This is a genomic window from Streptomyces sp. NPDC004721 (assembly GCF_053601495.1).
Window position 1 is genome coordinate 1 of record NZ_JBSGBZ010000042.1, and the last position, 22,673, is coordinate 22,673.

Below are 22,673 nucleotides of genomic sequence, written 5' to 3' on the forward strand. Positions count from 1 at the left end.
ACAACGCGGCGTGGGGGTACCCCCGGCCGAAGGCTGGGGGAGTGCCGTGCCGGGCGTCGCGAGCCGGTGAACCTTTCCGGTCGCAGCACTAGGGGATGGCGATCACGGCATCTCGGCGGGCGCGGCGGGGGAAAACCGGTTGGCTTCCGCGCGCAGCCACGCCCTAGAATCCACCCTCTTGCCCGCCTCCCTTCACGGAGTGCCGCCGTCCGGACGGAAACCGGTCGGCAGATCCCGCCGCCGCGCGGCGCAGCCACACGGCACCACCCCACGGCACCCGCATGCCCCGAAGGCCTTCCGGAGGCACCCCCTTGTCGTCCCTGTCGTCCTCATCGACCTCATCGACCTCGTCGCCCTCGTCGCCCTCGTCGCCTTCCTCTTCGCTCTTGCCCGCCGACCCCCTCGCCCGTGAGCGCGCCCACCTGTCCGCCTCCCGAGCCGCGCTGCGCGCCATGCGCGAGGACGTGGAGTCGCTCGACATCCGGGACGTCACCGCGAACTGGGTCAACGCCGAGGTCCTCGCCCGCCAGATCGACGAGCGCATCAAGGCGCTGGCCGACCTCAGCGACACCCCGCTGTTCTTCGGGCGGCTCGACTACCTGGACGCCCCGGGCGCGGACCGGGCGGAGGGCGCCGAGGGCGAACGCTTCTACATCGGGCGCCGGCACGTGCACGACGGCGAGGGCGACCCCATGGTCATCGACTGGCGCGCGCCGGTCTCGCAGCCGTTCTACCGGGCCGCCAGGAAGGACCCGATGAACGTCGCGCTGCGCCGCCGCTTCGGCTACACCGGCGGCGACCTCACCGCGTACGAGGACGAGCACCTGTCCGACCCGGCTGAGCCGTCGGGGGCCGCCACCACGAGCAAGCTGCTCCAGCAGGAGATCGAGCGCCCGCGTGTGGGCCCGATGCGCGACATCGTGGCGACCATCCAGCCTGAGCAGGACGAGATCGTGCGGTCCGGGCTGTCCGGCACCGTCTGCGTCCAGGGCGGTCCCGGCACCGGAAAGACCGCCGTGGGCCTGCACCGGGTCGCCTACCTCCTCTACGCCCACCGCGAGCGGCTCGCCCGCACCGGCACCCTCGTGATCGGACCGAACCGGTCCTTCCTGCACTACATCGAGCAAGTACTGCCCGCCCTCGGCGAGTTGACCGTCCAGCAGGCCACCGTCGGCGATCTGGTGGCGCATGTGGAGGTGCGGGGCGCGGACGACGCGGCGACCGCGATCGTCAAGGGCGACGCACGGATGGCGGAGGTGCTCCGCAGGGCGCTGTACTCCCACGTGACCATGCCCACCGAACCGGTCGTGGTGGTGCGCGGCTCGCGGCGCTGGCGCGTACCGGCGTACGAACTGGAGGACATCGTCAGGGAGTTGCTGGACCGCGGCATCCGCTACGGCGCCGCCCGCGAGGCACTGCCGCAGCGGATCGCGCACGCCGTGCTGGTGCAGATGGAGCGGGCGGGCGAGGCCCCCGACGACCGCGTGCAGGACGCGGTGGCCCGCAACGCGGCGGTCAAGGCCGCCGTCAAGGCCGTCTGGCCCCCGGTCGACCCGGCGAAACTGGTGCTGCGGCTGCTGACCGACGCGGACTTCCTCGTGGAGCACGCGGACGGGATCCTCACCGAGGAGGAGCGCAAGACACTCCTGTGGGCCAGGCCCGTGCGGTCGGTGAAGTCGGCCAAGTGGTCCGCCGCCGACGCCGTACTGGTCGACGAGGCCGCCGACCTGGTGGAGCGCACCCACTCCCTCGGGCATGTCGTCCTGGACGAGGCACAGGACCTCTCCCCCATGCAGTACCGGGCGGTCGGCCGGCGCTGCACCACCGGCTCCGCGACCGTCCTCGGCGACCTGGCCCAGGGCACCACGCCGTGGGCCACCCGCACCTGGGAGGAGGCCCTGGCCCACCTCGGCAAGTCCGACGGCCTGATCGAGGAGCTGACGGCGGGCTTCCGCGTGCCGACGGACGTCATCACGTACGCCTCCCGGCTGCTGCCCCACATCGCCCCCGGGCTCACCCCCGTCGTGTCGGTGCGCGAGAACCCCGGCTTCTTCGAGATCCGTACGGCCGCCGGGGACGCCGAAGTGGTCTCCGCCTGCGAGGAGTTGCTGCGCAACGAGGGGTCCGTCGGCCTGATCGCCGCCGACGCCCGCGTCCCGGCCGTGGCCGAGGCGCTGACGGCGGCCGGCCTGCCGTACCTCGCCCCCGGCGAGGAGACGACGGCCGAGACCCGCCTCACCCTGGTCCCGGCCTCGCTCGCCAAGGGCCTGGAGTACGACTACGTCGTCCTGGACGAACCCCAGGCCGTCGTCGACGGCGAACCCGACGAACGCACCGGCCTGCGCCGCCTGTACGTGGCCCTGACCCGAGCGGTCTCAGGCCTGATCGTCACCCACACGGCCCCGCTGCCGGATCAGCTTTCCTGAGGCCCACTGGACCGCCGGGAGGGCGGGTCGGCAGGGGCGGGGACGGCGGGGCTGGCCCCATCGGGGCTGGGTGCGTCACCGGGCGCGGCGGAACCGGGTTCGGCGGAGTCGGACGCGGCGCCGGGCGCGGCATGGCTGGCGCCATTGGGGCCGGACAGGTCGCCAGACGCAGCCAGGCTGGACCCATCAGGGCCGGGCAGGTCGCCAGACGCAGCCAGGCTGGCCCCGTCAGGGACGGGTGCGTCGCCGGGCGCGGCATGGCTGGCCCCGTCAGGGACGGGTGCGTCGCCGGGCGCGGCATGGCTGGCCCCATCAGGGCCGGGTGCGGCGCCGGGCGCGGCATGGCTGGCCCCATCAGGGCCGGGTGCGTCGCCGGGCAAGACGGGGCTGGACGCGGTAGACCCGAGTGCGGCGGGACTGGGCCCATCGGGGCCGGACGGCGCGGCGGGACCGGGCGCGTCGGCGCCGGATGGGGCAGATCCGGGCCCGTCAGGGCCGGACGGCGCGGCGGCCGGGCCGGGGACGGCCCCGTTCGAGGGCGGCGGCGCGTACGGACCATGGCTGCCCTGCGGTGACGCGTACGGCCAAACCGCGCCCGGCGGCGGAGCGTACGCCCCGTGTGCGCCCGGCGGCGGGTACGCCCCATGCGATCCGGGCGGCTGCGCGTGCGGCCCGTACATGCCCTGCGGCTGCGGGTACGGCCCGTACGCACCCGGCGCCTGCGCGTACGGCCAATACGCGCCCTGCGGCGGTACGTACGGCAGGAGGTGGGGTGGGATCGGCTCGGGGACCGGGGCTGACAGGTTCTGCGGATGGCGCCGCCGTGCCAGCCACAGCACGATCGCGGCGAAGAGCAGCACCGAGGCCATGTCGACGAGGGCCAGTTGCCAGGGGGCGTCCGCCGCCGTCTCGTCGGACGCCAGTCCGTCCACGTACATGGCGGACAGACCGAAGGCCAGCAGGTTGTTCAGCGCGTGCAGGGCGATGGACGCCTCGAGGCCGCCCGTGCGGATGGTCAGCAACCCCGCCACCACACCGAAGACCAGGAGGTCGGCGAATCCCCAGGGCGTGCCCCAGCCGTGCGCGGCCGCGAAGAGCACCGCCTGCGGCAGCACCGCGAGCCACGGGGATCGGAGGAAGGCCCCGGCCGCTTGGAGCAGCCAGCCGCGGAAGACGTACTCCTCCGCCGCCGACTGCAACGGCACGAGGACAACCAGCATGGCCAGGGAGAGGAGGAACGTCTGCCACCCGACCCACACGTCGGACCCGCCACCGTCGCCCTGGTCGTCCGGCAGGAAGATCGCGACCATCGGCAGCAGCACCATGGGGGGCACGGCGGCCAGCAGACACCAGGCCAGCCATCGCCAACGCGGCCGCCCGGTGACGGAGGCCACCGTGCCGGCCGGACGCCGGCCCAGCCAGAGCACGGCCAGCAGGACCAGCGGCAGGTCCACGGCTATGAACGCCAGGTCCAGCCCCGTGCCCAGAACCGGGCCGAAGTCGACGCCGCCGTCCGGCAGTTCCGGATAGCCGGCGGCCGTGCCGATCCCGTCGGTGAGGATGTAGAGGAACACGGTGGCCAGGACCGACCCGAAGACCAGCACCACAGTGCCGAGCAGCGGCCGCCACCAGCGGTGGTGAGGTGAGTACCGGGCCATACGGTGATACGGAAGCCCGGTGGGGTCAGGGGACGTTGCTGTCATGAACGACATCGTGCCCGGTCGGAATGAACCAGGCGTACGAATTACCCGGACCGGCCCGAACCCACCTCACCCCGGTCAGGCACCGTGTCTCAGCCCGCGGGCTGCCGAACCGCCACCCCGTCCAGCACCGCGCGCCACTCCGCGACCGCCGCGACGGAGACCGGTCCGTCCCAGCCGCCGGGGCGGGCCGCACCGCCGATGTGGAAGGCGTCGATCCCCTCCGCGAGCAGCGCGGGCACATGGTTCAGCCGCAGGCCGCCGCCGACCATGATCTGTTGCTCGTAGCCGGGCTCGCCGCCGCGCGCGGCCTCCGCGATCAGCGTGGGCAGCCCCTCGTCCACGCCCGAGGCGGCGCCCGCCGTCAGATACGTGTCGAGCCCCGGCAGCCCGTCCAGCCGCTTGCGCAGCACGTCCCGGTCGGCGGCACGGTCGATCGCCCGGTGGAAGGTCCACGGGCAGCCGTCCAGTGCGGCGACCACCCGCTCGACAGCCCCCAGGTCCACCCCGCCCTCCTCGTCCAGGAACCCCAGTACGAACTCCTCGGCGCCGGCCACCCGCATCTCGCCCGCGACCTCGGCCAGCCGGTCCAGCCCCCGGGCACCCCCCGCGCCGAACCCGTCCGCGAGCCGCAGCATCACGCGCAGCGGAATGTCCACGGCGGCACGGATCCCGGCGACGGTACGGGTCGGCGGGGTGAGCCCGTCGGCCACGATGTCGGTGACCAGCTCGAGGCGGTCCGCGCCTCCGGCCTGAGCGGCGACCGCGTCCTCGACGTCGAGGGCGATCACCTCCAGGACTGCACGCATGCTCATAGGAGCCCTTCCCTCGGTTTCCCCTGAAGCGGACAGGTCTAGTCCAATATCAGGGTACGCCGGTCGGGGGACCCGCTGCCGGGAACCGGTCACCCGAAGATGTTCAGCTCCGCCTTCCCGGCCCCCGCCAGCTCGTACCCCGCCCCGGTCACCGGCACGGGACGCCCGGCGTAGAGCCGTACGAGGGTGGCGGCGTCGCCGATGTACCGCGCCGGAGTCCGCTCCCCGCTCACCTCCCCGAACCTCAGCGGCTCGTCCACGTCGTCGAGGTCGGCGTGCAGCGGCAGATGCCCCTTCTCGCGGGTCACGTACGCCAGCAGGCCGAGCGCGTACGGCAGCCTGTCCCCCGCGTACGCCTCCGGCTCGCCCAGGGTCTCGCGCACGTCGCCGGCGTGTACCCACTCGCCCAGCGCGAGCACGTCCAGCGCCCCGCCCGCCCGCGCGATCAGCGGCCCGGCCTCGGTCATGCCGCGCTCCAGCTCGTCCACCACCCGGGCGTTGGTCCACTCGCCCCGTTCGGCGATGTCCCGCTTGTTGGACTCGGGCGAGAACACGCCCTCCTCGAACCGGCGCTCCACCACTCGCATCAGCGCGGCGGAACAGTGTGCGAGCACATCCCGCACCGTCCACCCCGGACAGGCCGCGGTCGGCAGCGCGAAGTCCGCGTCCGGCCGGGCCCGCAGCAACGGGATCAGCACGTCCCGCTCCATGGTGAGCAGCCGTCCGGGCAGCTCCGGATCCCGTACCTCGTGCACATCAGCAGAAGTCATGCCCACCACGCTAGTGCCCCGGCAGGCAACGTTCGCCCGTCAAGGAGCGGCGTCCGGTGCGTGCTCTGGGGGTACCCCCTGTTCGAAGAGCTCGGGGGAGCGTGCCGGGCGTCGCGACGGGGCGAACGTTGCCTGTTGGGGCACTAGTGCCGCTCGACGGCCCACCGGCAGAACGGCCGGGGCGAGGTGGGGACAATGGCCGTATGGCCGATCTCGACGCCCTGCGCTCCCGCTGGACCCGTGCTCTCGAAGGTGCCCGTGGTCCCCGCGGCGGCCCCGACCCCGTGCCGTACGCCGACAACCTGCTCGCCCGCTGGCAGGAGCCGCAGCGGCACTACCACACGCTCACGCACCTGACCGCGGTCCTCGATCACATCGATGTACTGGCTGCATACGCCGCCGACCCGGACGTGGTGCGGTTGGCCGCCTGGTTTCACGACGCCGTCTACCTGCCCGAGCGCTCCGAGAACGAGGAGCGGTCCGCCCGCATCGCCGAGCGCGCGCTCCCCGAGGCCGGGGTCGGCGACGCGAAGACCGCCGAGGTCGCACGGCTGGTCCGGCTCACCGTCACCCACGATCCGGTCGACGACGACCGCGACGGCCGGGTCCTGTGCGACGCCGACCTGGCGATCCTGGCCGCCTCCCCGTCGGCGTACGCCGCCTACGCGGCCGGCGTCCGCGAGGAGTACCACTTCGTCCCGAGCGACGCCTTCCGCGAGGGCCGTGCCGCCGTCCTGCGGCAGCTCCTCGCCCTGCCCCGGCTGTTCCGCACCCCGTACGGGGCGGAGCACTGGGAGGCGACCGCCCGCTACAACGTCACCTCCGAGCTGGAAATGCTGTCGCCCTGAGGCCCCGCCGCGCCTACCCTGCGCCGTATGCGTACATGGGGCGGGGAGCAGGTGGAGCAGGCCGTCGCGGGCGCCGTGGCACTGCTGCGGACGGCGACGGACCGGGACTGGGACGGGGTGATGGCCGGACGGCTGGAGTGGAGCTGCCGGCGGACGGCCGAGCACATCGCGGGCGATCTCATCGCGTACGCCGGGCAGTTGGCCGGGCGGGCGCAGAGCGCCTACGTGCCCTTCGAGATCACCCTCGACGAGGGCACCAAAAACGCGGACGTCCTGAACGTGATCGAGACGACCGGCGCCCTGCTCGCCGCCGCCGTCCGCACCACCCCGCGCAGGGTCCGGGCCTTCCACCCGTACCCCTTCCGCAGCGCGAACCGCGAGGGATTCGCCGCGATGGGCGTCGCCGAGGTGCTGCTGCACACGCATGACATCGCGACCGGCCTGCACCTGGCCTACGAGCCGCCCGCCGAGCTGTGCGAGGACGTGCTGACCCGGCTCTTCCCGCACGTCCGGCCGGGCTCCGCACCGTGGCCGACGCTGCTGTGGGCCACCGGCCGTGGCGACCTCCCCGGTCGGCCGCCGGTCACCGAGTGGCGCTGGAGCAACCCGCCGGCCATACCCGCCGACCGGCTGACCCTGGAGGGCGTCACCCCCGCCGCCGCCCGCGATCTCAGCGACGGTGGTGACGGCGGGTTCCCGTGGGTCGAGGGCGGGCCGTACGAGGGCACGCAGGGCGCCGCCGGGATGACCGTGAAGGCGTACGAGGGCGGGGCGTACCGGCCCGAGTGGGGGATGTTCGTGCTGGTGCGGCAGGAGGACGGGCGCGCGGTCGGCGGGATGGGCTTCCACGGTGTACCCGACGAGGAGGGGCGCGCGGAGGTCGGTTACGACCTCGCCGTGTCCGCCCGCGGCCACGGCTACGCGACCGAGGCCCTGCGCGCGCTGTCGGACTGGGCGCTGGCCCGGGACGACGTACGGCTGCTGGTGGCAACCGTGGACCGCGCCAACCTTCCCTCCCAACGCGTCGTCACCCGCGCCGGTTTCGTCGCCGTACGGAAGGGCGAGGAGGAGATCTTCTACGAACTCCGCCCCTGAACGCGGCGCTTGGGGCGGCGCAGCCCCGCCGCGTACAGCAGCCGCACCACCTCGCGGCTGCTGACCTCGACCGCGCCGGCCGCCACCGCGTCGGCGTACCGGGGGGAGGGCAGGTCGTAGTGGTCCCGCTCGAAGGCCCGGCGGGGCACGCCCAACCCCTCGGCGAAGGTGTGGAGTTCGTCGTACGAGACATCGCTGACCAGGTGGGACCACATGCGGCCGTGACCCGGCCAGGACGGTGGGTCGATGTAGAGGGTCACAGTGCGACCGCCGGGCGCGGCGCCGTCACGACGTCGTGCTCCGGCCGGTGGCCTCCGCCAGCGCGCCCACCGGCGCCACCTTCACGCCCGCCTTGGAGCACACCCAGTGCGGGTCCGGCCCGAGTTCCGGCTCGACGTCCAGCGCGTGCGGGTCGCCGTAGCCGCACACCGGGCACAGCGGCCAGCGGCCGTACCGCTCCAGAAGCGCGTCCTGGACGTCCTGCGCGACCAGGCCCGCCACGTACTGCGCGCCTTCCGGCCACTGCTCCACCCACCAGCGGCGCTGGGCGACGGAGTCCTCCACGAGCGAGACCACGTCCGCGTCGGCGACCTCGCCGGCGACCAGATCGGCGAGCACCAGGGCGCGGGCGGCGTGCAGGGCCTGCTCCAGGGGGCTGATGGGTTCCATGCCTCCCATTGTCACCCGGAAGTCACGGACCGGACACCGGTGACGGATCACGCACCGACGGGTTCCGCGCCGCCGGGGACCCGTGCTCTCCATCTCCCGTGTACCGCTGGGCTGTTCACGGGAGCCGGGCCGGCGCCGTCAGGGTTGTAAAGAGTTCCTTGACACGACTCTGGACGTAAAGGCATCCTTTACATGTGACCGATTCCCTCCCCCTCGCTTCCCTGAGTGCCCGGCTCGCCGAGCACTCCGCGGCCCTGGCCTCGGCGGTGGGCAGCCCGTTGGCCCCACCGGCCTACCTCGACCTGATCCGACGCGCCCAGGACGTCGACGTCTTGGCGGAACAGGTGCTCAAGCTCTGCGTGCAGCAGTGCCGGGACGCGGGCCACACCTGGCAGGAGGTCGGGGACCTGCTCGGAGTCACCCGCCAGGCCGCCTTCCAGCGGTTCGGCAAGCCCATCGACCCCCGAACGGGAGAACCCATGGACAAGACAGTGCGCATGACCGACGCCCCGGAGCGCGCCCTCGGGATCGTCACGGCCGTCCTCGAAGGCCGCATGGACGACGCCAGGCCGTCCTTCAACGCCGAGGTCCTCGCGGCCTTCACCGACAAGGTGCGGGGCGACGCGCTGGCCGGCGTCGCCGGACTCGTCGGCGCGTTCGAGGGCTTCGGCGAGGGCGAGCCCTTCGTCCGGCGCATCGGCGATCACACCGTGGTGGACATCCCGCTGCGCTACGAGGCCGGTGAGATGAAGGCCCGGGTCGCGTTCGACACGGACGAGAAGGTCGCCGGATTCTTCGTCCTCCCGCCCGAGACGCCGTGATCCGGCCGATCCGACACCCCCACAGAGAGTCCGTCCCGTGATTGCCTCCTCCCTCAACGCCTCGGCGGTCCCCTGGGCCGCGATCGCGCCCCTGCTGGTCGCCGAGCTCGCTCTGCTCGTCCACTGCCTCGTCGACGTCGCACGGCACCGGAACACCCGTCACCTGCCTCGCTGGGCCTGGGTGCTGATATGCCTGTTCGTGAACCCCGTGGGTCCGATCGCCTACCTGGTGGCGGGGCGGAGCGAGGACCGGTGAGCGGGGGGCCGGCCGTGGTGACCGCGGGCCTGGTGCGCGACTACGGACACGGCGCGGGGCTGCACGGCGTGGACCTGGAGGTGCCGCGCGGCGGTGTCTACGGTCTGGTGGGCCCGAACGGCGCCGGGAAGACCACGCTTCTGTCCATCGTGGCCGGTCTGCGCCGCTTCGACGCGGGCGAGGTCCGGTTGTCGGTCGACGCGGGACGGATCGGGGTCTGCCCCGACACCCCCGAGTTCGAACCCTGGCTCACCGCGGCGGAGGTGGTGCGCCAGTCCCGCGGCCTGGCCGCACGCGGCGGGCACCGGCGCCGCGGCGGCACGGCGCCCGACACCGGCGGGTCCCCCGCCGACCCGGTCGCGGCCGTGCTCGCCGAGGCCGGCCTGACCGAGGCGGCCGGCCGGCGCACGGGCGGCTTCTCCCGCGGCATGAAGCAACGGCTGGGCCTCGCGGTGGCGTTGGCACTGGACCCCGAGCTGCTCATCCTCGACGAACCGTCCAGCGCGCTGGACCCGTCCGGGCGTGCGGAGGTGCTGTCCCTGGTCGCCGGGCTCGGCCGGACCCGCACCGTGATCTTCTCCAGCCATGTCCTGGCGGACGTCCAGCGGGTCGCCGACACGGTGGGCGTCCTCGACCGGGGCAGGCTCCTGTTCCAGGGGCCGGTGGGCGACCTGATCGACCGGTTCCTCCAGCCGGCCTGGGAGGTGCGTCTGCGCGCGGGCGGCGAGCAGCGGCTGGCCGAACTGCTGCGGCAGCAGGAATGGGTCACCTCGGTGGTGGTGAACTCCGACGGATCCGTGCGGGTCGAAGCGTCGAGCACGGAGGTCGGTGAACGCCGGCTGCCGCAGGCGATCGCCGCGGCGGACGCCGCTCTGATCAGCCTTCACCCGGTCGACGCCGACCTGGAGGCCGCGTTCCTGGCACTGACCGGCGGTCGCCACGGACGGGACGGACAGCAGGTACAGCACGAACAGCGGGAAGCGGATCGGACGGGTGCGGCGTGAACGAGCTTTCGCTGTGGCGGGTGGAGTGGCTTCGGCTGCTGCGCACCAAGAGGCTGATCGCGCTGCTGGGCGTCTTCGTGCTCTTCGGGTTCACCGGGCCGCTGCTCGCCCGGTACTCCGGGCAGTTGCTCGACCACGCCGGCGGCTCGGCCCAGCGGGTGAAGATCGTCTTTCCGCCCCCGGTCCCGGCGGACGGTGTCGCCCAGTACGTGAACAACGCGTTCGGGATCGGCCTGATCGTGGCGGTCGTCGTAGCGGCGTACGCGTGCTCGATCGACGCCAGGCCCGCGCTCGCGGTCTTCTACCGGACCCGCGCCCGGCGCTTCGGCGATCTGCTGGTGCCGAGGTTCGCGGTCAGCGCCGCCGGGGTCGTGGGCGGCTACCTGGCCGGGCTGCTCGCCGCCTGGTACGAGACGGCCGTCCTGCTGGGGAATCCCGGTACGGCGGCCATGGGCTGGACCGCGCTCACCGGCTCGGTGTTCCTGGTGTTCGCCGTGGCGGTCACGGCGCTGGCCGCGACACTGGCCCGCAGCACGCTCGGCACCGTCGGGTACGCGCTGCTCGCGCTGTTCACGCTCCCGCTGCTCGGAGCGCTGCCGGGGGTGTCGCGCTGGCTCCCGACCGAGCTGACGAAGGCGCCGGACGCGTTCCTGCGACACACGGCGGCCGACCACGCGCAGCGGGCCCTGGCCGTCGCCGTGGTGCTCGCGCTCGGCTGCGTGGCGGCAGCGATCCTGCGGGGCGCGCGCAAGGAGGTACGTTGACGTCCGCGCGGCCTTGACCACGTGACGGTACGGAAAATACCTTTCACAGTGTGACCCAGGACGTGAAGGAAATTTTCGCAGGCGTGGGCGCCCCGGGCCTCACGCCCCCCGCACCCGCCGCCCTCGCGGCCAAGGTACGCACGCTCGCGCCCTCGATGACCCGCTCCATGCAGCGGGTCGCCGAGGCCGTCGCCGGCGACCCGGCCGGCTGCGCGGCCCTCACGGTCACCGGCCTCGCCGAACTCACCGGCACCAGCGAGGCGACCGTCGTACGCACCGCCCGCCTGCTGGGCTATCCGGGGTACCGGGACCTGCGCCTGGCCCTCGCGGGCCTGGCCGCCCAGCAGCAGTCGGGGCGCGCGCCCGCCATCACGACCGACATCGCGGTGGACGACCCCATCGCCGACGTCGTCGCCAAACTCGCCTACGACGAGCAGCAGACCCTGGCCGACACCGCCGCCGGCCTCGACACCATCCAGCTCGGCGCGGCCGTCACCGCGTTGGCCACCGCCCGCCGCACCGACGTCTACGGCATCGGCGCCTCCGGTCTGGTCGCCCAGGACCTCACGCAGAAGCTGCTGCGCATAGGTCTGGTGGCGCACGCGCACAGCGACCCGCACCTCGCCGTCACCAACGCGGTGCAGCTGCGCGCGGGGGACGTGGCGATCGCCATCACCCACTCGGGTTCGACCGGGGACGTGATCGAGCCGCTGCGGGTGGCCTTCGAGCGCGGCGCGACCACCGTGGCCATCACCGGCCGGCCCGCCGCGCCCGTCACGCAGTACGCCGACCACGTCCTGACCACCTCCACGGCCCGCGAGAGCGAGCTGCGCCCGGCGGCGATGTCCTCCCGGACCAGCCAACTGCTCGTGGTGGACTGCCTGTTCGTCGGGGTGGCACAGCGGACGTACGAGACGGCGGCGCCCGCGCTCGCCGCGTCCTACGAGGCGCTCGCCCACCGGCACAGCCCGCGGGGCGGGACCCACCGCTCGTAGCACTCGCAGCGCTCGCAGTAAGCCGAGAACCGAACAAGCCCGGATCCGCACGGTCAGCCGTACCGCCACGCACGAAGAGAGCCGCCCCCTCATGACCTCCACGCCCCACTACCGCGAGCTGCGCACCGAGTTGGAGTCACTGACGACCGAGGCGTTCCGCCCCGAGCTGGCGGAGATCGACCGGCTGCCGACGCTGGAGATCGCCCGGCTGATGAACGCCGAGGACAGCACCGTGCCCGCCGCCGTGGCCGAGCGGCTGCCGCAGATCGCCGCCGCGATCGACGCGGTGGCCGAGCGGATGGCGCGCGGCGGCCGGCTGGTCTACGCCGGCGCGGGCACGGCCGGACGGCTGGGGGTCCTGGACGCCTCGGAGTGCCCCCCGACCTTCAACACTCGCCCCTCCCAAGTCGTCGGGCTGATCGCGGGTGGCCCGCCGGCCATGGTGACCTCGGTCGAGGGGGCGGAGGACTCGAAGGAGCTGGCGGCCGAAGCGCTCGACGCCCTCGGGCTCACGCCGGACGACACGGTGGTGGGCGTCTCCGCCTCCGGCCGCACCCCCTACGCCATCGGCGCGGTGGAGCACGCCCGCGCCCTGGGCGCCCTGACCATCGGCCTGTCCTGCAACGCGAACAGCGCGCTGGCGGCCGCCGCCGAGCACGGCATCGAGGTCGTCGTCGGCCCCGAGCTGCTGACCGGCTCCACCCGCCTGAAGGCCGGCACGGCGCAGAAACTGGTCCTCAACATGCTCTCGACGATCACGATGATCCGCCTGGGCAAGACCTACGGAAACCTGATGGTCGACGTACGGGCCTCCAACGACAAGCTCCGCGCCCGCTCCCGCCGTATCGTCGCCCTGGCCACGGGCGCGGCGGACGACGAGATCGAACGGGCCCTGACGGCCGCGGACGGCGAGGTGAAGACCGCCATCCTCACCCTCCTCGTCGACACCGACGCCCCCACGGCAACCCGCCTCCTGAAACAGTCCGACGGCCACCTGCGCACGGCACTGGAGCGGGCGGGGGACTGAGGCCGGCGGGCCCGGGACCAGTGGCGGGAGCGAGCGGGCAGGCCGGTGAACCTTTCCGGTCGCAGCACTAGGCTGGAGGACACCATGAACCACGCCCAGCTCACCGCCCTAGGACGGGCTCTGCGTCTGCTCGGCGAGCATGGCGAGGCGCTGTCCGCGGAGACGCCCGACGCCAGGCTGCACGAGCTGAAGGCGGATCTCCGGCGCGCTCTCGACCTGCTGGACGAGACCGTCACGACGGCCGCGCCCGCTACCCGCTGCCCCGAGCATCCGAACGGGCCCGTCGACGAGAGCGCCCCCGACCTGTGCCTCCTGTGCGAGACCCGGCGCCGGGCCGCCCGCCGCTCCGAGGTCGACGGGGCGTACGCCTCGTACGCGCGCCGCGCCGCCGAGCCCGCCGGCCCCGCCCCGTCCCGCTACGGCGTCCGCGAGGACCGGCCGCAGCCCCAGCAGCGATGGCTGCCGGAGCTGTGGAACGGGCGGGAGTGGCAGTTGTGCGGGTCCCCGCGCCGGGACCGGCGCGAGGCCGAGCTGTTCATCGCCGCCCAGCGCCGGGCACCGCGCGCCGCGCCCACCTACCGGCTCGTGCACGAGTTCACCGACTACGAGGTGGTCCGGGTCTGGGGCCATCCCGCGCGGACCGACATCGAGCCCATGGGCAACCCGTAGGGCCCAGGTCCTGTCGTCAGATTCCCGTCGTCCGCCCGAAGGGCGGGCCGCGCGGCGTCTGGTGCGTGCGATCGCAAGGCGCCGGAGTGCCCTCGTGGCGGAGCCACGTGGGCGGTTCGGCAACGCGGCTGGGGGTCCCCCCTGCTCGAAGAGCTTGGGGGAGGGCGTGCCAGACGCCGCGCGGCAGGCGGGAATCTGACGACAGGGCCTACGGCACCTTCGCCCCGGCGGGCGCGGGCTCACCGGCCGCCGACGGCTCCCCCAGGGCCGCGATGCGCGGGCGCGGGATGAAGGACGCGACCAGGAAGCCGAGCAGGGCGGCGCCCGCGCCGACGGCGAGGACCGTGCGGAAGCCGTTCTCGGAGGGCAGCTGGTAGGGGCCGAACGCGGTGGTCATATGGGCCAGGACCACGCCCGCCACCGCGCTGGCGACCGACGTGCCGATCGAGCGCATCAGGGTGTTGAGGCTGTTCGCCGCGCCCGTCTCGGACGCGGGGACGGCGCTCATGATGAGCGCGGGCATCGAGCCGTAGGTGAAGCCGATGCCGGCGCCGATCACGCAGGACGTCAGGACGAAGTGCCAGACCTGGCTCATCAGGACGATGTTGAGGCCGTAGCCGGCGGCCACGATCAGCGCGCCGATCATCAGCGTCACCTTGGGGCCCCTGGTCCGCGAGACGATCGCCGACACCGGGGCGACGGCCATCATCACCAGGCCCGAGGGGGCCATGACCAGGCCGGAGGCCAGCAGCGACTTGCCGAGGCCGTAGCCGGTCTGCGCGGGCAGTTGCAGCAGTTGCGGGATGACCAGGGACATCGAGAACATCGCGAAGCCGATCGCCACCGAGGCGAGGTTGGTCACCAGCACCTGGCGGCGGACCGTCGTGCGCAGGTCCACCAGGGGCGCCTCGACACGCAGTTCGAACAGGCCCCAGGCGACCAGGACCACGACCGCCGCCGCGAACAGGCCCAGGGTCGTGCCGCTGCCCCAGCCCCAGTCGGCGCCCTTGGAGATCGCCAGCAGCAGGCAGACCAGGCCCACCGCCATACCGACCGCGCCGGGAAGGTCGAAGCGCCCGCCGGTGCGCACCGCCGACTCGGGCACCAAGCCCAGCACCAGCACCGCCGCCACGATGCCCAGGCCGGCCGAGACCCAGAACAGCATGTGCCAGTTGAGGTTCTCGGCGATCAGCGCGGCGGCGGGCAGCCCGAGGGCACCGCCGACACCGAGCGAGGCGCTGATCATCGCGGTCGCCGAACCGAGCCGCTCGGCGGGCAGTTCGTCGCGCATGATGCTGATGCCGAGCGGGATGACACCGGAGGCGAGGCCCTGCAGGGCGCGGCCGACGATCATCGGCGTGAGGGAGTCGCTCAGCGCGGCCGTGACCGAGCCGGCCACCAGCATGGCGAGGCTCAGCAGGAGCATGCGGCGCTTGCCGTACATGTCGCCGAGGCGGCCCATGACCGGGGTGGCCACGGCCGCGGCGAGCAGCGTGGCGGTGACGGCCCAGACGGTGTCCGACGCCGAGGCGTGCAGGAGCCTGGGCAGCTCGGGAATGATCGGGATCACGAGGGTCTGCATCAGCGAGACCACGATGCCGCCGAAGGCGAGTACGGCCACGACGGCGTTGGGCCGGGGCGCGGATTGCCCGGCCGTGGCGGGCCGGGCGAGTGCGTCGGACATGAAGGAAGGTCTCCGTCGGAGAGAGGGGGGTACTTGACTCAGGCAACTTTAATTGGAATTGTTTGACTCAAGCAAGCGAAATCCCGCCGGGAAGACCCGTCGGGCGAGGACCCGGCAGGCAATGACCCGCCGGACGAAGGCCCGGCAGGCAGAGGGGGCGGCGCCCGCCCTCCGGCAGCCACCGCCCCCGCATCCGGGCCCGAGCCCCCGGGCCCGGTCCGGCTCAGCTCAGCAACTCAGCTCAGCGTCTTCAGCGCCGCCGCGTCGTACGGCTTCAGCTCCTCGAAGCGACCGCCGAGGACCTTCGCCGCCCACTCGGGGTCCTGGAGCAGCGCGCGGCCCACGGCCACCAGGTCGAACTCGTCGCGCTCCAGCCGGTCCAGCAGGTTGTCGAGGCTGCCGAGCTCCGCGCCCTCGCCCTGGAACGCCTTGATGAAGTCACCGTCCAGACCCACCGAGCCGACGCTGATGACCTGCTTGCCCGTCAGCTTCTTCGTCCAGCCCGCGAGGTTGAGGTCCGAGCCCTCGAACTCCGGCAGCCAGTAGCGGCGCGTGGAGGCGTGGAAGACGTCCACTCCGGCCGCCGCCAGCGGCGACAGGATCGCCTCCAGCTCCTCGGGGGTCTCGGCCAGGCGGGCGTCGTAGGCCTCCTGCTTCCACTGCGAGTACCGGAAGAGGACCGGGAAGCCGGGCGAGACGGACTCGCGCACCGCCGCCACGATCTCGGCCGCGAACTTCGTACGGGCCACCGGATCGCCGCCGTAGGCGTCGGTACGGCGGTTGGTGCCCGTCCAGAGGAACTGGTCGAGCAGGTAGCCGTGGGCACCGTGCAGCTCCACGCCGTCGAAGCCGATGCGCTCCGCGGCGGCGGCCGCCTCGGCGAACGCGCCGATGACGTCGTCCAGGTCCGTCCGTGTCATCGCCCTGCCGGTGACCTCGGACTCGCCGATGCGCAGCCCGGAAGGACCCACCGCGGGCGCGTCCGGGAACGGCTGCTGGCCCGGCCGGCGCACCATGCCGATGTGCCACAGCTGCGGCACGATCGTGCCGCCCGCCGCGTGTACGGCCTCGGCCACCTTGGCCCAGCCCGCGAGCTGCTCCTCGCCGTGGAAGCGGGGCACGCGGTCGCTCTGCCCGGCCGAGTCGTGCCCCACGTAGGTGCCCTCGGTGACGATCAGGCCGACGCCCGCGGCGGCGCGGCGGGCGTAGTACGACAGCACGTCCTCGCCGGGGACGCCGCCCGGCGAGAACATCCGGGTCATCGGCGCCATCACGATCCGATTGGGGACGGTGAGGCCGTTCAGAGTGACGGGGCGGGAGAGGATCTCGGCCGCGCGGGACGCGGACCCGGAAGCGGACTCGGAGGCGGTGACGGTCACGTGGGGGGGCTCCTCGGAATCGTGGTCGGTACCGGCCGGCGCGCACGCGCGTCAGCCGGGCACCGGCGTCAACTGCCCTGCCTGCCACGGCATTCCACCGAGCCACTCCTGTGACCCGGAACACGCCCGAGGGCGGCACCCCCTGTCTCCAGGGAGTGCCGCCCTCGGTACGTGAAGGACGGATCCGATCCTCGAGAGGATCAGAAGTCCATGTCACCGCCCGGCATGCCGCCGCCGGCCGGCGCGGCGGCCTTCTCCGGCTTGTCGGCGATGACGGCCTCGGTGGTGAGGAACAGCGCGGCGATGGAGGCGGCGTTCTGCAGCGCGGAACGGGTCACCTTCGCCGGGTCGATGATGCCCTCGGCGACCAGGTCGACGTACTCACCGGTCGCGGCGTTCAGGCCGTGGCCCGGGGTGAGGTTGCGGACCTTCTCCACCACGACGCCGCCCTCGAGGCCGGCGTTGACGGCGATCTGCTTGAGCGGGGCCTCCAGGGCGAGCTTCACGGCCTGCGCGCCGGTCGCCTCGTCACCCTCGAGCTCCAGCTTCTCGAAGACGTTGGTGGTCTGGAGCAGGGCCACGCCACCACCGGCGACGATGCCCTCCTCGACGGCCGCCTTGGCGTTGCGCACGGCGTCCTCGATGCGGTGCTTGCGCTCCTTGAGCTCCACCTCGGTGGCGGCACCGGCCTTGATGACCGCGACACCGCCGGCGAGCTTCGCCAGGCGCTCCTGGAGCTTCTCGCGGTCGTAGTCGGAGTCGCTGTTCTCGATCTCGGCGCGGATCTGGTTGACCCGGCCGTTGACCTGGTCGGAGGAGCCGGCACCGTCGACGATGGTGGTCTCGTCCTTGGTGATGACGACCTTGCGGGCGCGGCCCAGGAGGTCCAGGGTCGCGTTCTCCAGCTTGAGGCCGACCTCCTCGGAGATGACCTCGCCGCCCGTGAGGATGGCGATGTCGCCGAGCATGGCCTTGCGGCGGTCGCCGAAGCCCGGGGCCTTGACGGCGACGGACTTGAAGGTGCCGCGGATCTTGTTGACGACCAGGGTCGACAGGGCCTCGCCCTCGACGTCCTCGGCGATGATCAGCAGCGGCTTGCCCGACTGCATGACCTTCTCCAGGAGCGGGAGCAGGTCCTTGACCGAGGAGATCTTGGAGTTGGCGATGAGGATGTACGGGTCCTCGAGCGACGCCTCCATGCGCTCCATGTCGGTCGCGAAGTAGGCGGAGATGTAGCCCTTGTCGAAGCGCATGCCCTCGGTGAGCTCGAGCTCCAGACCGAAGGTCTGCGACTCCTCGACGGTGATGACGCCTTCCTTGCCGACCTTGTCCATGGCCTCGGCGATGAGCTCGCCGATCTGGGTGTCGGCGGCGGAGATGGAGGCGGTGGAGGCGATCTGCTCCTTGGTCTCGACCTCCTTGGCCTGGTCGAGCAGGGCGGCGGAGACGGCCTCGACGGCCTTCTCGATACCGCGCTTCAGGGCCATCGGGTTGGCACCGGCGGCGACGTTGCGCAGGCCTTCCTTGACCAGGGCCTGGGCAAGCACGGTCGCGGTGGTCGTACCGTCACCGGCGACGTCGTCCGTCTTCTTGGCGACTTCCTTGACCAGCTCGGCGCCGATCTTCTCGTACGGGTCCTCGAGCTCGATCTCCTTGGCGATGGAGACACCGTCGTTGGTGATCGTGGGGGCACCCCACTTCTTCTCGAGGACGACGTTGCGGCCCTTGGGGCCGAGGGTCACCTTGACGGCGTCCGCGAGCTGGTTCATGCCGCGCTCGAGGCCTCGCCGCGCCTCCTCGTCGAACGCGATGATCTTGGCCATGTGAAGTGGTCCTCCCAGGACTGGGGGTGATTACTTCGGACCGCGCCCGCGCCCGCGACGGACGGCCCCGACCGGTGGTTCCTTGCCCCACCCGGCCCGTGGCCTCACCGACCCGGTCCTTCGTTGTCACTCTCACCTTCAGAGTGCTAACGCCAATGATTAGCACTCGACCCCTTCGAGTGCAAGCGCCTTCGGCGGTCGGCGGGGCACTCAGCCGGGCGCGAACACGGGTGTGCCGGGCCGTGCGAGCGCGCGGTGCGCGGACCCGGGCGTGCCGACCGCCGGACGGGGCGGTGCGCCGGCACAGCGAAGGGCCCGCACCCCGGCAGCGGAGGTGCGGGCCCTTCCGAAGAAGAACGTCGCTTGCGGTGGTCGCGCGATTCAGGCCGTGACACGGACCATGTCGGCCTGCGGACCCTTCTGGCCCTGCGAGATCTCGAACTCGACCCGCTGGCCCTCTTCCAGCGTGCGGTAGCCGTCCATCTGGATCGCGCTGTAGTGGACGAAGACGTCCGCACCACCGTCGACCGCGATGAAGCCGTACCCCTTCTCCGCGTTGAACCACTTGACGGTGCCCTGAGCCATGCCTAACTCCCCTATTACTGGCCCTTGCACAGATCCACACTTCGCGGACCCGGGTCAGACCTCACCCCCCGTGGATCGGGGGCGTGCGCCGGAACGCGTCGACCGCGGCTGAATGTATCTGTCCAACTGCCGTCTGCAACAGGTCAATCGGACGAGAAATCTGGACGTACGCGGTCCGGAATATAGGAAGAATTCACGCAAATTCAGGGCAAGTCGGGCCCCACAGACAAGGCAAATGCCGCAAAAGGCCCGCAGACTTTGGCTACTTCTTGCCGGGCTCGCGGCAGGAATCCATGGCCCCGGATTCGGAGTTCGAGGGCGCGTTCCCCAACTGTACCGCGCTCAATCACACAGAATTGCCCCCTCCGCTTCTCTCACGGAGGGGGCAATTCGATGAACTCTGCGTAACCGGGATTACCGAAGGCAATGATCAGCCGCCGGCGACCGCCGGGATGATCGAGACGCCCGCGCCGTCCGGGGTGGCCGTCTCGAGGCCCTGCTCGAACCGGACGTCGTCGTCGTTGACGTACACGTTGACGAAGCGGCGCAGCTTGCCCTGGTCGTCCAGAACCCGTGCCGCGATGCCCGTGTGGTTCTTCTCCAGGTCCGAGATGACCTCGGACAGGGTCGCGCCCTCGGCGTTCACCTCGGCCCGGCCGCCGGTGTAGGTGCGCAGGATGGTGGGGATGCGAACGGTCACGCTCATGCCAGGCCAGCCTCTCGGAAGGAGTCCAGGGTCGGACGGATCGTCGCGGTCAGGCCGGTGCCGGCCACCGCGTCCAGCGTCTTCAGCCCGTCGCCGGTGTTGAGGACGACGGTGGTCTTCGTCGGGTCGAGGACGCCGTCCTCGACCAGCTTCTTCGTCACGCCGACCGTCACACCGCCCGCGGTCTCGGCGAAGATGCCCTCGGTCCGCGCCAGCAGCTTGATGGCGTCGACGACCTGCTCGTCGGTCACGTCCTCCACCGCGCCACCGGTGCGGCGCGCGATGTCCAGAACGTACGGGCCGTCGGCCGGGTTGCCGATGGCCAGGGACTTGGCGATCGTGTTCGGCTTCTGCGGCCGCACGACCTCGTGGCCGGCCTTGAAGGCGGTGGACACCGGCGAGCAGCCCTCGGCCTGGGCACCGAAGACCTTGTACGGCTTGTCCTCGACCAGCCCCAGCTCGATCAGCTCCCGCAGGCCCTTGTCGACCTTGGTGAGCTGGGAGCCCGAGGCGATCGGGACGACGATCTGGTCCGGCAGCCGCCAGCCGAGCTGCTCGCAGATCTCGTACGCCAGCGTCTTGGAGCCCTCGGCGTAGTACGGCCGCAGGTTGACGTTGACGAAGCCCCAGCCCTCGCCGGCCGGATCGCCGATCAGCTCGGAGCAGAAACGGTTCACGTCGTCGTAGTTGCCCTCGATGCCGACGAGTTCGCCGCCGTAGATCGCGGCCATCACGACCTTGCCCTGCTCCAGGTCGTGCGGGATGAACACGCAGGAGCGCAGCCCGGCGCGGGCGGCCGCGGCGCCGACGGCACCGGCCAGGTTGCCGGTCGAGGAGCAGGAGAGGGTCGTGAAGCCGAAGGCGCGGGCCGCCTCCAGCGCCTGGGCGACCACGCGGTCCTTGAAGGAGTGCGTCGGGTTGCCGGAGTCGTCCTTCACGTACAGGCCGCCGGTCACCCCCAGTTCGCGGGCGAGGCGGTCGGCCCGGACGAGCTTGGTCCAGCCCGGGTTCAGGTTCGGCTTGCCGGCGACGTCCGCGGGGACGGGCAGCAGCGGCGCGTAGCGCCAGATGTTCGCGGGGCCCGCTTCGATCCTCTTGCGCAGCTCCTCGGTGTCGTAGGCCGAGAAGTCGTAGGCGATCTCCAGCGGGCCGAAACACTCCTCGCAGGCGAAGACCGGGCCGAGGGGGACGCGGTGACCGCACTCGCGGCAGCTCAGCGCCGCTGCGGGACCGAGGTCCACGGTGGAGTCGGTGCTGCTTACAACGGTCTGCACAGCCATGTGAGGCGAGGCCCTTTCTCCTCATCTTCCTCACGACGCATCTCGCCGTGAGACGGATTTGGCACCTTCCCTAGCCGGGAGCCTCGCGAAGACGATCGGCTGTGCACGCACAGCAGTCGATACGAGAACCGGCTGGAGGGTTGCCGGGGCTTCATCGGGCCGTGTCCCTCTGCCCCTCTGGATGAGCTGTATTCGGTTGTGACGCGGAGGTGACCCCCGGCATGGGATGGTCGTCCGCGTTGTTCAGACTGTAACGGAAGGCCAGGACGGCTGAGTCAGTCGTCCGAAGCGCGAGACAACAGTGAGGAGCCGCTGACCGTGCTGGAAGAAGTCGAGCGCTGGCTGGCCACCCGCTCCTGGTCCGTGGCCGACCGGCCGCTCCACCAGATCCTGGCGGCCAAGCAGCGCACCGGCCAGTCGGTCTCCGTCGTGCTGCCCGCGCTGAACGAGGAGGCGACGGTCGGCGACATCGTCGCGGTGATCCGCCGCGACCTCGTGGAGCGGGCGCCGCTCGTCAACGAGATCGTCGTCGTCGACTCGGGCTCCACCGACCGCACCTCCGAGGTGGCCGCCGCCGCGGGTGCCCGCGTGGTGCACCGCGACGAGATCCTGCCGCGCCTGCCGGCCGTGCCGGGCAAGGGCGAGGTCCTGTGGCGCTCCCTGCTGGTCACCCGCGGGGACGTCATCTGCTTCGTCGACGCCGATCTGCGGGAGTTCTCCTCCGACTTCGTCACCGGCATCGTGGGCCCGCTGCTCACCGAACGCGACGTCGACCTGGTCAAGGCGATGTACGACCGGCCCTTCACCGTGCCCGGCGGGCACACCTCCGAACCGGCCGCGACCGGGCAGGCCGGACAGGGCGGGCGGGTCACCGAGCTGATGGCACGCCCGCTGCTCAACATGCACTGGCCGCAGCTGGCCGGCTTCGTGCAGCCGCTCGGCGGCGAGTACGCGGCCCGCCGCTCACTCCTCGAACAACTGCCCTTCCCGGTCGGCTACGGCGTCGAGCTGGGCATGCTGGTCGACGCGCTGCACCTGGTGGGCCTGGACGCCCTCGCCCAGGTCGACGTCGGGGTGCGCAGGCACCGGCACCAGGACGGACAGGCGCTCGGCCGGATGGCCGCCGCGATCTACCGCACCGCGCAGCTGCGCCTGGCCCGCGGCCACCTCGTGCGCCCCTGCCTCACCCAGTTCGTCCGCGGCGAGAACGGCTTCGAGCCGCGGACGTACGACGTGGACACGGAGGAGCGTCCGCCGATGGCCGAGATCGCGGAGTACGCGGCCCGGCAGGTGGCGTGAAACACCGGCCCCACTCGCCGTACGCCGGCTACGAAGCGGAACCGTACGTTTGAGCGTT

22 protein-coding genes and 1 riboswitch are annotated in these 22,673 nt (G+C 72.2%); of the genes, 11 read left to right on the forward strand and 11 right to left on the reverse strand.

Annotation, left to right across the window (positions count from 1 at the left end; all coding sequences use genetic code 11):
• Positions 1–452 precede the first annotated feature (452 nt).
• On the forward strand, positions 453–2,426 hold the full coding sequence (locus tag ACWEK3_RS30260) for a HelD family protein (RefSeq protein ID WP_453251071.1): 1,974 nt from the start codon (positions 453–455) through the stop codon (positions 2,424–2,426).
• Here the strand turns inward: ACWEK3_RS30260 and ACWEK3_RS30265 are convergent.
• The 3 genes from ACWEK3_RS30265 to ACWEK3_RS30275 all read right to left on the reverse strand — a co-directional run bounded on the left by ACWEK3_RS30265 (position 2,414) and on the right by ACWEK3_RS30275 (position 5,711).
• Positions 2,414–4,129 (reverse strand): CPBP family glutamic-type intramembrane protease, encoded by a 1,716-nt coding sequence (locus ACWEK3_RS30265; RefSeq protein WP_453251051.1) that lies wholly within the window; start codon positions 4,127–4,129, stop codon positions 2,414–2,416. The two genes, ACWEK3_RS30260 and ACWEK3_RS30265, sit on opposite strands and share 13 nt — an antisense overlap.
• 89 nt (positions 4,130–4,218) lie before the next feature.
• Positions 4,219–4,941 (reverse strand): copper homeostasis protein CutC, encoded by a 723-nt coding sequence (locus tag ACWEK3_RS30270; RefSeq protein ID WP_453251052.1) that lies wholly within the window; start codon positions 4,939–4,941, stop codon positions 4,219–4,221.
• 89 nt (positions 4,942–5,030) lie between these two features.
• Positions 5,031–5,711 (reverse strand): maleylpyruvate isomerase family mycothiol-dependent enzyme, encoded by a 681-nt coding sequence (locus tag ACWEK3_RS30275; RefSeq protein ID WP_453251053.1) that lies wholly within the window; start codon positions 5,709–5,711, stop codon positions 5,031–5,033.
• Between the two features lie 203 nt (positions 5,712–5,914).
• Here ACWEK3_RS30275 and ACWEK3_RS30280 point away from each other — a divergent pair, with 203 nt between their 5' ends.
• Complete coding sequence (locus ACWEK3_RS30280) at positions 5,915–6,559, forward strand: HD domain-containing protein (RefSeq protein WP_453251054.1); 645 nt, start codon at positions 5,915–5,917, stop codon at positions 6,557–6,559.
• Positions 6,560–6,586: 27 nt separating this feature from the next.
• Positions 6,587–7,654 (forward strand): GNAT family N-acetyltransferase, encoded by a 1,068-nt coding sequence (locus ACWEK3_RS30285; protein WP_453251055.1) that lies wholly within the window; start codon positions 6,587–6,589, stop codon positions 7,652–7,654.
• On the opposite strand, the gene ACWEK3_RS30290 is transcribed toward ACWEK3_RS30285, so the two are convergent.
• Positions 7,636–7,914 carry a DUF4031 domain-containing protein gene (locus ACWEK3_RS30290; RefSeq protein ID WP_453251056.1) on the reverse strand — a complete coding sequence of 93 codons (279 nt, stop codon included), beginning with the start codon at positions 7,912–7,914 and terminating at the stop codon, positions 7,636–7,638. The two genes, ACWEK3_RS30285 and ACWEK3_RS30290, sit on opposite strands and share 19 nt — an antisense overlap.
• A gap of 25 nt (positions 7,915–7,939) precedes the next feature.
• Positions 7,940–8,323 (reverse strand): hypothetical protein, encoded by a 384-nt coding sequence (locus ACWEK3_RS30295; protein ID WP_365416774.1) that lies wholly within the window; start codon positions 8,321–8,323, stop codon positions 7,940–7,942.
• A 194-nt stretch (positions 8,324–8,517) separates the two neighbouring features.
• Here ACWEK3_RS30295 and ACWEK3_RS30300 point away from each other — a divergent pair, with 194 nt between their 5' ends.
• From ACWEK3_RS30300 to ACWEK3_RS30330, 7 genes are all read left to right on the forward strand, one after another.
• On the forward strand, positions 8,518–9,144 hold the full coding sequence (locus ACWEK3_RS30300; protein ID WP_390723729.1) for a DUF3887 domain-containing protein: 627 nt from the start codon (positions 8,518–8,520) through the stop codon (positions 9,142–9,144).
• 37 nt (positions 9,145–9,181) lie between these two features.
• A complete protein-coding gene (locus ACWEK3_RS30305) occupies positions 9,182–9,400 on the forward strand; it encodes a PLD nuclease N-terminal domain-containing protein (RefSeq protein ID WP_450544875.1) in 219 nt (72 codons plus the stop codon).
• Positions 9,397–10,404, forward strand: coding sequence for an ABC transporter ATP-binding protein (locus tag ACWEK3_RS30310; protein WP_453251057.1), 1,008 nt, complete (start codon positions 9,397–9,399; stop codon positions 10,402–10,404). The genes ACWEK3_RS30305 and ACWEK3_RS30310 overlap by 4 nt, the downstream gene beginning before the upstream one ends.
• A complete protein-coding gene (locus ACWEK3_RS30315) occupies positions 10,401–11,168 on the forward strand; it encodes a hypothetical protein (protein WP_450544872.1) in 768 nt (255 codons plus the stop codon). Before ACWEK3_RS30310 ends, ACWEK3_RS30315 begins: the two co-directional genes overlap by 4 nt.
• A gap of 50 nt (positions 11,169–11,218) precedes the next feature.
• The gene (locus ACWEK3_RS30320; RefSeq protein ID WP_361412688.1) at positions 11,219–12,163 is read left to right on the forward strand and encodes a MurR/RpiR family transcriptional regulator; all 945 of its coding nucleotides are present in this window, start codon (positions 11,219–11,221) and stop codon (positions 12,161–12,163) included.
• A gap of 91 nt (positions 12,164–12,254) precedes the next feature.
• Positions 12,255–13,190 carry an N-acetylmuramic acid 6-phosphate etherase gene (gene murQ / locus ACWEK3_RS30325; protein ID WP_450544870.1) on the forward strand — a complete coding sequence of 312 codons (936 nt, stop codon included), beginning with the start codon at positions 12,255–12,257 and terminating at the stop codon, positions 13,188–13,190.
• Positions 13,191–13,274: 84 nt separating this feature from the next.
• On the forward strand, positions 13,275–13,859 hold the full coding sequence (locus ACWEK3_RS30330) for a hypothetical protein (RefSeq protein ID WP_453251058.1): 585 nt from the start codon (positions 13,275–13,277) through the stop codon (positions 13,857–13,859).
• Positions 13,860–14,067: 208 nt separating this feature from the next.
• Here ACWEK3_RS30330 and ACWEK3_RS30335 read toward each other — a convergent pair whose 3' ends face one another.
• The 6 genes from ACWEK3_RS30335 to thrC form a co-directional block, all read right to left on the reverse strand.
• The gene (locus tag ACWEK3_RS30335) at positions 14,068–15,543 is read right to left on the reverse strand and encodes an MFS transporter (RefSeq protein ID WP_453251059.1); all 1,476 of its coding nucleotides are present in this window, start codon (positions 15,541–15,543) and stop codon (positions 14,068–14,070) included.
• Positions 15,544–15,779: 236 nt separating this feature from the next.
• Positions 15,780–16,922 carry an NADH:flavin oxidoreductase gene (locus ACWEK3_RS30340; RefSeq protein WP_453251060.1) on the reverse strand — a complete coding sequence of 381 codons (1,143 nt, stop codon included), beginning with the start codon at positions 16,920–16,922 and terminating at the stop codon, positions 15,780–15,782.
• 200 nt (positions 16,923–17,122) lie between these two features.
• Positions 17,123–18,745: a chaperonin GroEL gene (gene groL, locus ACWEK3_RS30345; protein ID WP_365436971.1), complete on the reverse strand. Its 1,623-nt coding sequence runs from the start codon at positions 18,743–18,745 to the stop codon at positions 17,123–17,125.
• Between the two features lie 381 nt (positions 18,746–19,126).
• Positions 19,127–19,330, reverse strand: a complete 204-nt coding sequence (locus tag ACWEK3_RS30350) for a cold-shock protein (protein ID WP_004986573.1) — start codon at positions 19,328–19,330, stop codon at positions 19,127–19,129.
• 430 nt (positions 19,331–19,760) lie between these two features.
• A complete protein-coding gene (locus ACWEK3_RS30355; protein WP_361412694.1) occupies positions 19,761–20,036 on the reverse strand; it encodes a MoaD/ThiS family protein in 276 nt (91 codons plus the stop codon).
• The gene (gene thrC, locus ACWEK3_RS30360) at positions 20,033–21,316 is read right to left on the reverse strand and encodes a threonine synthase (protein ID WP_450544862.1); all 1,284 of its coding nucleotides are present in this window, start codon (positions 21,314–21,316) and stop codon (positions 20,033–20,035) included. The genes ACWEK3_RS30355 and thrC overlap by 4 nt, the downstream gene beginning before the upstream one ends.
• An 18-nt stretch (positions 21,317–21,334) precedes the next feature.
• A riboswitch (SAM riboswitch) is annotated at positions 21,335–21,504 on the reverse strand.
• Between the two features lie 130 nt (positions 21,505–21,634).
• Between thrC and ACWEK3_RS30365 the strand changes: the two genes are divergently transcribed.
• Entirely contained in the window at positions 21,635–22,615 is a 981-nt protein-coding gene (locus tag ACWEK3_RS30365; RefSeq protein ID WP_453251061.1) for a glucosyl-3-phosphoglycerate synthase, read from the forward strand.
• Positions 22,616–22,673: the final 58 nt, after the last annotated feature.